Here is a 9,925-nt window from a genome sequence, read left to right as displayed (position 1 = left end):
TTATTAACATTAGGTAATACTGCAAATGGTTGATAATTCAAATGCAAATTCCCTGCTAATTTTCCAATTATTTCAGCAGTTACGAAAGCAACCATCGCTTGAATAATCATCATTTTGTTTTTTCTACATTGAGTAAACCAATAAGCCATAATAATTAAACCTAAAAAATACACCATATATTCCGCCACAAATACCATAGTTGAGTTTAGGGATGAATATGACTTCCCTAAATCATTGATTGCTCGAAAAGCATCAATATTTAATTGAGAAAAAGACATTTTTAAGTCGCTCCTTACTGTGTGTTTATAACTTTATAAGGAAAATTATAGTAAAGAGTTTATAGTGAAAAAATTGATTTCAGTGACATTAGTATTACAAAATTGTAAGGATTAGCTCATTAAAGATTTTTAATAAAATAGTTATTGTATGACGAAAAAATAAAAGAACCTGTTATAACTAACAGGTTCTGTGTACAAGGAGTTCAAGAAATACAAGGAAACTGGTCCAGAGAAACCTGTGTATTTCTTAGCTTAATAGTAATGTATTCAAAATAAGCAAAAAAATGAATGAAAGTTAAACAAAAACTTTTTATGACCAAAAATAAAATAACCCGCTATTTAAAACGGGTTATTTCGATGAGGTGTACAAGGAATTCAAGGAAACTGGACCAGAGAAACCTATGAAATTCCTTGTGATAATAATGTATGCAAAGGAATCAATAAGGTTGATGAAATTTAAACAGAATTCTTATTTAATAAAAAAACTGTGTACAAAAATGTACACGATTATATAAAAATTATGTCTTGCGTGCTCATTGCATTCTATGTTTATTGTATGTAAAACGTGATACATTGCAATACATTAAAAGAGCACTCTTAAAAGTGCTCTCTGACCAAAACTAATATTGAAAAAGGATACCCAAGATATTATATGTATGTTTTTTAGATATGTGTAACTTTAAAACAAAATCTTTCTTTTACACAACAAAGCAGCTAGTTAACAAAACTAACTGCTTGTTGTACAAAAGAAACGCTGCGCTTACAGAAATAGTTTGTAACTTTAAGTTACAAAAATAGTATGAACAGGGTTAAAAATGTTATTCAGAAATGAAAGAAAACAAAATAAAAAAGAGCACCATGCATAAGTGCTCTTTAAGATAGGAGGTAACACTTTGAGCTGAATGTTTAGGTTAAAATTATATGGCGCAGAAAAGAAATAAGACCTAAAATTTATTTTCAACTCAATACAAAAGAGTAGCTAGCAAAAGCTAACTGCTCATTGAAAAAAGGAATCTACACCAGGTTATTTACTGTCAGAGTTTCAAGAAACAAATGATTAAATTAATCTAACTTTTCAATTACAATTGAAGCATTTACATTTGTTTGTGTTCCACCTGCCAAAGTTTGCAAAGTGACCGCAGCAGCTGAAGTATGATTGTGAAGGGTAAGAACATCACCTGCGGCTAAAGAGAGGATTGTTTGCCCAGTGTTTTGCTGAGTTCCTGCACCTGATCCATAAACTGCGTTGGTAACTGGAGCACCATTTAAAAAGAGCGTAAATTGATTAGGTTCAACTCCTGATACAGAAAAAGAAATCTTATAATCTCCTGCATTAATAACCATAATCTGAGAAGTTCCAGGAGTATGAGTAATACCAGGTGTCATTAAACCATTCGAACTAAAAAGAATAGGTGCTTCTAAGGCAACAACTTGAGCTGCTGTATTGAAAATATAAGCGTATTGAGATAATCCAGATACTGTAAGACCGGTAGGCCCAGTAGGTCCGGTAGCTCCAGCGGTTCCTGGTAATCCAGTAGGCCCAGGAATGCCTTGGATGCCTTGGATACCTTGAAGCCCAGTTGGGCCAGTCGGGCCGATAGGTCCAATAGGTCCTGGATTACCTTGAATCCCTTGGATACCCTGAATTCCAGTCGCCCCAGTTATTCCAGTGGGTCCAATAGGACCTATCGGCCCCGGATTACCTTGAATCCCCTGAATCCCTTGACTTCCTTGAGGTCCAGTGGGGCCGGGAATCCCTTGGATACCTTGGATACCTTGAAGTCCGGTTGGTCCTGGTGACCCAGTTGGTCCAGTGGGGCCAGTCACTCCGGTTGGTCCTGGTGGTCCCCCGGAAGGTCCAGTCGGGCCCGTTGGTCCTGGTGGTCCCCCGGAAGGGCCGGTCGGTCCAACAGCTCCAGAAGGTCCAGTTGGACCTACAGAACCAGGAATGCCAGGAATCCCTTGAGGGCCGGTCGGGCCAGGAATCCCTTGAATGCCTTGAATTCCCTGAATCCCTTGAATGCCTTGAATCCCTTGAATTCCAGTGCCCCCCGTTATTCCAGTCGGTCCAATAGGACCTTGAATGCCAGGAATGCCTTGGATGCCTTGGATACCTTGAATTCCAGTAGGTCCAGTTGGACCAATAGATCCAGAAATCCCAGGAATCCCTTGAGGTCCAGAAATACCTTGAGGACCAGTAGGTCCCAGGTTACCTTGAATACCTTGGACACCTTGAATTCCAGTAGGTCCGGTAGGTCCCGGAGGTCCACCTGAAGGTCCGGTAGCTCCAGTAGGTCCCGAAGGCCCAGTAGCACCGGTTAATCCAGTAGACCCGATTTGAGGCAACGGAAAGGCACATGGAAATGGGATGTGACATTTCTTTTTAAATTTACTCATTTTTACACCTCCATTATAAACTAACTAGCCGATTTATATTTATACTTTAACAACTTATGAGCAAGCAGACATAAGGGTGTAAGGAAAAAAACTATAAAAATCACATGAAAGGTTTTAAGAGCAAGCCTCTATTTCACATTCTATACAAAAAAGAGCACCATATATAAGTGCTCTTCTGACCAAGACTCTTAATGTAAAAGAGTACATGATATCATATTTGATTTTTTTCATAGGGTGAAGTATTTGAACAAAAACGCTATTTTAGTAGAAAACATTAAAAAGGACCCGATTAGGGGTGCGGGTCCTTTTAATGGAACAATAGAACTTTATGGGATTACCAATACATTACCATAAAAGGTAATTCATTTCCGGGAGATGAGTGTTGAGAAAACTTTTTATAAAAATTTCATTTTATAGAAATAAGGAAACCGAAAAAGAGCACCATGCATAAGTGCTCTTTAAGATAGGAGGTAACACTTTGAGCTGGATGGTTAGGTTAAAAGTATATGATGTAGAAAAGGAATAAGACCTAAATTTTATTATTAAATCAATATAAAAGAGCAGCTAGCAAAAGCTAACTGCTCAGCCCTCAGAGAAAGGGAAAAAGAAAATTACAGAGGTCACTGTGAATTCAAGCTGTATCAGCTCATGTATAGTATTGGACAAAATTTAGAGTTTTATTCGGACAAACTAAAAAAGAGCAGTTATCATAGCTAACTGCTCTGTGAATAAGAAGAACGCAATGGTCATTCGTATTCAACCTTGGTGTACCTATATTGTTAACATGTTTTAGAAATTTATTCAATATAAGAGCAGTTAACAAAAGTTAACTGCTCAAGTAGATACAACTTGGGTAAGAAGCAAGTTGTATTGCTATTAATATTGTTAGAATATCGAATTTTATTCGTTTTAATAAAAAAGCAGCTAGCAAAAGCTAGCTACTGAGCCCCAGGGAAGGGAGAGGAGCGATATATTAGGTCTAAGTTTGGAATAAGGGTTTTAAATTTTAAGACCTAACCTAAATATAGTATGGATTTTGTTTGAGTTATTATGCATATAACTTGTTCCTCTTAAAAGAATATTAACAAACAAAGCAGCTAGCAAAAGCTAACTGCTCAGTCTTAAGTAAGATCTAACTGGTTACAGCACATTAAAGATGGGTTATCTATAGTATGGATGGAATATTGAGTTTTATTCAGTGGGTAGATGCATTTAATGAAAGAATGTAGACCACCATATTCCGAATAATGCAATCCAATCAATGCTAAGTAATATGTATAAAATCAATATAGAAGTACGTTTAACAAATGCGTATACTTCCTAAAAAATATTTTTATAAGACATTATTATAAAGAAGGATGGCAAAGAGACATTTAAAATTATTAACAGTGAGATGAGTAATTGAATAGGATTATATTAATTACTTAATGCTGGGATATGTTTTAAATGGAGAACCAATTTAAAGAGATATTTGGTGCATGGGTTGCAGCAATAGGAACAATTACTTCCGCTATTGGAAGTACGCCTTTTGATTTTATAAGCAGTAATGTAAGAAAGGATTTAAATGTTTATGGAAACGTATTACAGGCTGTTGGAAATGCTTTAGAGGCTGATGGTCAAGGAGAAGTGTCTCTTGAAAAAATCGGTAATGAAATCCAATCAATTGGTAATGTCACTGTAATATCTGGATTGATTATTGATTTTAAAGAAGAAACACAAATTAAATTAGTGATTGCCGGGAATTGGACACAGGCTTTGGGTGGACTTACAGCATTAGCAGATGAATTTGAGGATGCATCCGATAAAGATGAATCCTTAAATATTATAGGAAACTTATTACAATCAATTGGGAATTCATTACAGGCAATAGGAGGTATTGACGAATTAAAAAGTATCAGAAATGAGGACCAGTCTAATAAAAAAGGTAATGTAAATAATGTGGAGAAAGATACAGACACTCAGGTAAACAACGAAACTAATGAAAATGAAGAAGGAAAGCTAATAGATATTATAGGAAGTTGGGTTCAAGCAGTTGGTTCTGTAATTTCATTAATTGGACAAATACGTGAAGAGAGTGAGGAATTGGAAGGGAACGATGAATAGAGTAATTTAATAGAACAGTTAAAACAATAATTCTTTTAAAGTGAAAGCAAACAGAATATAGTCCGGCTAGAAAACTAGAGGACACCAATTCATTAAAGCAGCAATGAAAGCTGTTTTAGGGATAGGTGTCCTTTTTATTTTGAGAAGGGGGATGGGAAAACGAAGATACTAAGAGATCAATTGCGCGAATGGAAAAAGCAATCAAAACAAGAAAAAACGAAAAGAAAAACTAAGCACTCGTGACATTGAAGATTTAATGGGAATTCGTGGTCCACGTTATGAACGTAGACGTGGAGCTTTAAGACAAAAGTAATTTGAAAATAAAAAGGAGTGGTCTTACATGACTAAACAATTATCTTTCTTACCAAAAATTGATAGAACAGCAACACAAGAGGAATTAGAAGGTGTGTTGGAAAGCGTACGTATATATAGACAGTTTGGGATGATGCGTAAAGAAATGAAAGTCACTCCTTCTTATGAAATACGTGAGCATGGTTCTACACATGCAGTCGGAAAGCCGTTAGAAGATGTTGCTATAGCGAATATTCAACAAAGTAAACGAGAAGAGTGGCTTGAGAGAATGTCATTACGTATTGATCAGTTTCTAACTCGATTAGGAAACGGTCGTGCTGGAAGTATTCAAAGGGATATTATTTATAAACGTTATTTAGAAGAAGAGGACGTATGTGATTACATGGTTTATAACGAAATAGGAATGTCAGAGCGTACTTACCGACGTTGGAAGTCTAAAGCGTTTTATAAACTTGCTTTTGCGCTTGGATTAGAAGTTTACGAGGCAGAAGAAACAGGAGGTAATGAATAATGAATTTTGTTCAACCGATACGTGATCCAGAGCAAATACAACAGCTAAAAGAGTACTTTAAGGAAAAAAGCTTACGTAATTACATTCTCTTCATTATGGGTATTAATACAGGTCTTAGAATCTCAGATATTTTGAAACTGAAGGTAGAAGATGTCAAAGGTAGTCATATATCCATGAGGGAAAAGAAAACAGGGAAGCAGAAAAGAATACAAATTACTGCAGTGCTGAAAAGAGAACTTAAATGGTTTATTGAAGAAAGAGAAGACAATGAGTATCTATTGCAAAGTAGACAAGGAAAGAATCGTCCTATTGGTCGTAGCATGGCATATAAGATACTCAGTGGAGCAGCAGCAGAGTTTGGATTAGATGAGATAGGAACACATACGTTAAGAAAGACGTACGGGTATCATATGTACATGCAAACGAAAAACATAGCATTACTCATGGAGATATTCAATCATTCGTCAGAGAAGGTCACATTACGTTATATAGGTGTTAACCAAGATGCAATGGATAAAGCAATGAGTAGGTTTAAAATCTAATCACCGCTTATTTCTTTTTAAATCTAGGGGGATTGTAGCATTTTGGAAAAAAACACGCTAAGAGTATGCAAGATTTTATACAGTTCCAGTAACAAACAAGAACCCTAAAACCGCGCTAGGATAGGGATGTATAAAAAAATGCATAGATCCATAGAACAAAAAAAGAAGGTTCCTTGGTGAGCGTACGGTTTCCTCTTTTCATTGCTACCGATAATGAGACGTTATGTTAACTGAAATTGTATACAATATACATTTTGAAAACAGAAAAAGGCTACCTTTTCCCAGTTAGAAGAAGTAGTCTTTTTCTATTACGTAATTGGGTTCCACGAATGATGCCTTATCGCATCTTGGATAGTTTACTCAAAGTGTATTTTCCACGATTATCGAAAATATCCTTTGTATATTAACTTTATTGTTGGCTAGATTGTTGGTTCTTTTTAGCTTCTGCTTGAGCGTTTTGTTGTTTTACTGCTTGTACATCCGTTTCACTAGCAAATTCCGTTCCAAATTTGTTAGATGCAGCGTTTGTTCCTGCAGAAGTTTTGTTTGGTTGTTTGTTATTATTCATTACAATCACCTCCATAAAAATTAATGTTCCCAATAGGATCGTAATTATCCAAAAAAGCTTTTAACAAAAATAGATGCACAATCAAAAGTCCACCAACAAATAAGATTGGAAATCCTACGACTATATATAATCCATTTTTTGGTATTATTAATGTAATTGCAAGATAACTAAAAAAAGCCCATAATTCTAAAACTATGATTTCTAACATCTTCTTTTTTATTAAAAGTTAAGCACCCCAAATCCCCTTGAAAAAGTTGTATTCGGAATATTGTAACAAAATAAAAAAAAGACCCTACAAGAGGGTCTTTCATCAGCTAATATTAAGCTTTTTGAACATTAGTAGCTTGTAGGCCACGTTGTCCTTTTTCTACTTCAAACGTTACACTTTGTCCTTCGTCTAAAGATTTGAAACCGTCGATTTGGATAGCTGAGAAATGTACGAATACGTCTTCTCCACCTTCACGCTCGATGAATCCAAAACCTTTGTCTGCATTAAACCATTTTACTTTACCTTGTTCCATAATTGTTGCCTCCTAGTGTGGATACCCACACATATGTTACTACCCTTGCTCAAATACCTTAGACGAAAAACAAAATTTATTCTTAATCTCAAGCCAAACAAAAATAGGTCTTTCTTAAATTAACACACTTTCTAAAAAATAGCAAATTTCAAAAATAAGTCCTTATGGTAATTAGCTACTAATAGTTGTTGCTGGAGAAAAAGTCACTATGATAGTCATCACAGCAAGAAATTGCCAAAGGATCTCAACAATATCATTGGTTTGATTTTTTTTCAGACATTCCACAACTGATAAAATTAGCTATTTTCGAGTTAAATTTTACTTCTGGTAACGATAATTATGTAAATAAGCTGTCCATATGGGCAGCTTATTTTATTTTTCCGCATAGCGTAGGTTATTTTGCAAAATGCTGGTGGTATCCCTATACAGTTACTCATAATTTTCGTACTGTGTAACTCAAAAGAGAAAATTAAATGAAATCAATGATACCAAGGGATTCAGCGAAGGGGTCAGTTACACACAATATAAGATATGGGTAAGTGAAGAAATGGCATAATACAAAAGCATGGTTTATCAAATGGACGTAACGCTTCATTATCATCAAGTTAAGAAATTCATTGTTTCCGATTAATAGTATCCGTTTTTATGTAATTGTTATTGATTTTGAAAAAATAAAAAATCGCCTCATTAAAGGCGATTCATAGTTTATTCATTTTGCATTCTTTTGATAAGTAAGTATCTTTTAAATACAATGTTCTATATTAACGTCTTTCTGGTTCTTTTTCTTTTCTTCTAAGACCAAATAAACCTGCTAGTCCTAATAAGCCAAGCCACGCCCAATTATTATTATTATCATCACGATCATTGTTCAAATCATTTGTTGTATTCACATTTCGAGTTCTAGTATCATTATTAACTCTATTCATGTTATTGTCATTAACTCGAGTTGTAATATTATTATTAACTCTATCCATATTATTTCCATCGTATTCAGCATGAACATTGGTACCAAAAACCATAATAGTTAGTAATAGAGCACTTAAAATAGATGAGAATTTTTTCTTCATAGTTTTCCCTCCTTTCATATTCAGTAATGTCTCCAGTTTTTTTAGACAATATTCGTTTGAAAATATATAAAACCATTTGAATTGAAATTATGATAAACATCTTTAATTTTTATTATTAAAAGTACTTATAATAATGGATTAAGTTAATTGAAATGTATTTATTATTTATAAGAATAAATTTTTAGTAACGGTACATTCTATGAGGGAAAATTACTATATTTGGGTAAGGTGTTCCGTATGAGTTATAAGAACTTATTTTCTTTAATCCAGAACATGGTTAGGAAAATTTTTTCTATAGTAAGTATTGTTGCTAAAAGTTTAATTTCTTTAAGGAGGAATATTTTTATGGGTATTTTAAGTGGAAATCCACAAAATGAACCAATGCACTACGGGGAAGTCTTTGGGATTTGGAGTTATCTTGCAGGAGCACAAGGCACAATTGCTGGATATCAAGTTCTTATTAACCACACAGGAGATGAGGACTTAAAGAAATTTTTAGAAAACCTTGTAGAGAATGATATCCAATCAGAGGTTGAAGAATTAAAAAACTTATTAAAATTAAATGGAGTTGCATTACCACCAGCACCTCCAGAAAGACCAGTTGCATCTATTGAAACGATTCCTCCTGGTGCTCGTATTAATGATGCGGAAATTGCAGCTAAAGTTTCTATGGATCTTGCTGCTGGGCTAGTAGCATGTAGTCAAGCTATGGGACAATCTCTTCGAGAAGATGTTGGAATGATGTTTGGTCAATTTCATATGAAAAAAGCACAAGCTGGAGCTATATTGCTTCGTCTGAATAAGAAAAAAGGTTGGATTATTCCACCTCCATTACATGTTCTACAATCAGATCAAGCATAATAACAAAAATAAAATTTAATCTATTCTTTATGGCTGTTGCAGTGAGGTAGTCTAAGGAAATAAAGGTTATTAGCGAATTAAAATAAGTGGCAGAGTCATGACCGCTTTTTGGCAGTAAATGTGCCGATTGTTTTGGAATTAGCATGTTATATTTGTATTGTGAGTAGTGGCGGAAAATAACGCTCACAAGATGCCTGATAATTGAAAATGGATCGTCATGACCGGTGGCGGTGGTTGTAGATTGGATGAACAATTGTTTCTTGTTTTTACATTCAATTGCAATTCACATTGTGTAGATGGAGAAGGGCTTTTGCTCTTCTTCCAGTTACTTAATATTGTGGGAGTGAATGAATGTAACGGTATTAAGTGATTGAAACAAGAATAAATACCGTATTTATATAGTAATAACAAAAGATTTTGACGAAAGAGCAACTGGTGCACGGTTGCTCTTTCATTATGCAAAAATTGCATGAGTAATGTGAGGATTAAAAGAATAGTATATTATCTTTCTCGATGTACATATTAAGTAAAGTATTTAATATCATACATAAAAGGCGGGGGAATATGAGTGAAAATAAGAAAAGTAAAGAATTGAATAAGGTGAAGAAGTATTATTTTAATGAGGATAATCAGCCAGTAGCTGGCATAGAGTTAACTTTGCCGCCTGATATAGAAAGTATGTTAGACCCGAAATCAGAAGATGATGATGAAAGTAGAGAAAGTAATAATGAATAAGTTTAATCTAAGCATCCATTCGGGTGCTTT

At 34.6% G+C, this 9,925-nt stretch carries 10 protein-coding genes; 5 read left to right on the top strand and 5 right to left on the bottom strand.

The window, feature by feature from the left end:
* Positions 1–278 (bottom strand): phosphatase PAP2 family protein (locus ACYFX0_RS30285; protein WP_460272061.1); only part of this gene is annotated, 278 nt, incomplete at its 3' end.
* Positions 279–1,340: 1,062 nt separating this feature from the next.
* Entirely contained in the window at positions 1,341–2,675 is a 1,335-nt protein-coding gene (locus ACYFX0_RS30280; protein ID WP_460272060.1) for a BclA C-terminal domain-containing protein, read from the bottom strand.
* 1,446 nt (positions 2,676–4,121) lie between these two features.
* On the opposite strand from ACYFX0_RS30280, the gene ACYFX0_RS30275 reads away from it, so the two are divergent.
* The 3 genes from ACYFX0_RS30275 to ACYFX0_RS30265 all read left to right on the top strand — a co-directional run bounded on the left by ACYFX0_RS30275 (position 4,122) and on the right by ACYFX0_RS30265 (position 6,143).
* Positions 4,122–4,778 carry a DUF6944 family repetitive protein gene (locus tag ACYFX0_RS30275; RefSeq protein ID WP_088020373.1) on the top strand — a complete coding sequence of 219 codons (657 nt, stop codon included), beginning with the start codon at positions 4,122–4,124 and terminating at the stop codon, positions 4,776–4,778.
* A 340-nt stretch (positions 4,779–5,118) separates the two neighbouring features.
* A complete protein-coding gene (locus ACYFX0_RS30270) occupies positions 5,119–5,601 on the top strand; it encodes an ArpU family phage packaging/lysis transcriptional regulator (RefSeq protein ID WP_088020371.1) in 483 nt (160 codons plus the stop codon).
* Positions 5,601–6,143, top strand: coding sequence for a site-specific integrase (locus ACYFX0_RS30265; protein ID WP_088020341.1), 543 nt, complete (start codon positions 5,601–5,603; stop codon positions 6,141–6,143). The genes ACYFX0_RS30270 and ACYFX0_RS30265 overlap by 1 nt, the downstream gene beginning before the upstream one ends.
* A 409-nt stretch (positions 6,144–6,552) precedes the next feature.
* On the opposite strand, the gene ACYFX0_RS30260 is transcribed toward ACYFX0_RS30265, so the two are convergent.
* The 3 genes from ACYFX0_RS30260 to ACYFX0_RS30250 all read right to left on the bottom strand — a co-directional run bounded on the left by ACYFX0_RS30260 (position 6,553) and on the right by ACYFX0_RS30250 (position 8,299).
* Positions 6,553–6,711: a gamma-type small acid-soluble spore protein gene (locus tag ACYFX0_RS30260; protein ID WP_063263902.1), complete on the bottom strand. Its 159-nt coding sequence runs from the start codon at positions 6,709–6,711 to the stop codon at positions 6,553–6,555.
* 320 nt (positions 6,712–7,031) lie between these two features.
* Entirely contained in the window at positions 7,032–7,232 is a 201-nt protein-coding gene (locus ACYFX0_RS30255; RefSeq protein WP_000434816.1) for a cold-shock protein, read from the bottom strand.
* Between the two features lie 761 nt (positions 7,233–7,993).
* Complete coding sequence (locus ACYFX0_RS30250; protein ID WP_142399123.1) at positions 7,994–8,299, bottom strand: WGxxGxxG family protein; 306 nt, start codon at positions 8,297–8,299, stop codon at positions 7,994–7,996.
* Positions 8,300–8,644: 345 nt separating this feature from the next.
* Between ACYFX0_RS30250 and ACYFX0_RS30245 the strand changes: the two genes are divergently transcribed.
* Both ACYFX0_RS30245 and ACYFX0_RS30240 read left to right on the top strand, forming a co-directional pair.
* Entirely contained in the window at positions 8,645–9,160 is a 516-nt protein-coding gene (locus tag ACYFX0_RS30245) for a DUF3231 family protein (protein WP_000512145.1), read from the top strand.
* A 564-nt stretch (positions 9,161–9,724) separates the two neighbouring features.
* Positions 9,725–9,895 carry a hypothetical protein gene (locus ACYFX0_RS30240; protein ID WP_086410196.1) on the top strand — a complete coding sequence of 57 codons (171 nt, stop codon included), beginning with the start codon at positions 9,725–9,727 and terminating at the stop codon, positions 9,893–9,895.
* Positions 9,896–9,925 lie beyond the last annotated feature (30 nt).

The sequence above is a fragment of the Bacillus sp. NEAU-Y102 genome (genome assembly GCF_054788175.1).
Note: the sequence above shows the minus strand (reverse complement) of the source record. Positions and strands in the feature narration are given on the sequence as shown.

What these genes read in the sequence shown, in the direction of transcription:
- ACYFX0_RS30280 (WP_460272060.1), bottom strand. Translation starts at nt 2,675, where the DNA reads ATGAGTAAATTTAAAAAGAAATGTCACATCCCATTTCCATGTGCCTTT.
- ACYFX0_RS30275 (WP_088020373.1), top strand. Translation starts at nt 4,122, where the DNA reads ATGGAGAACCAATTTAAAGAGATATTTGGTGCATGGGTTGCAGCAATA.
- ACYFX0_RS30270 (WP_088020371.1), top strand. Translation starts at nt 5,119, where the DNA reads ATGACTAAACAATTATCTTTCTTACCAAAAATTGATAGAACAGCAACA.
- ACYFX0_RS30265 (WP_088020341.1), top strand. Translation starts at nt 5,601, where the DNA reads ATGAATTTTGTTCAACCGATACGTGATCCAGAGCAAATACAACAGCTA.
- ACYFX0_RS30260 (WP_063263902.1), bottom strand. Translation starts at nt 6,711, where the DNA reads ATGAATAATAACAAACAACCAAACAAAACTTCTGCAGGAACAAACGCT.
- ACYFX0_RS30255 (WP_000434816.1), bottom strand. Translation starts at nt 7,232, where the DNA reads ATGGAACAAGGTAAAGTAAAATGGTTTAATGCAGACAAAGGTTTTGGA.
- ACYFX0_RS30250 (WP_142399123.1), bottom strand. Translation starts at nt 8,299, where the DNA reads ATGAAGAAAAAATTCTCATCTATTTTAAGTGCTCTATTACTAACTATT.
- ACYFX0_RS30245 (WP_000512145.1), top strand. Translation starts at nt 8,645, where the DNA reads ATGGGTATTTTAAGTGGAAATCCACAAAATGAACCAATGCACTACGGG.
- ACYFX0_RS30240 (WP_086410196.1), top strand. Translation starts at nt 9,725, where the DNA reads ATGAGTGAAAATAAGAAAAGTAAAGAATTGAATAAGGTGAAGAAGTAT.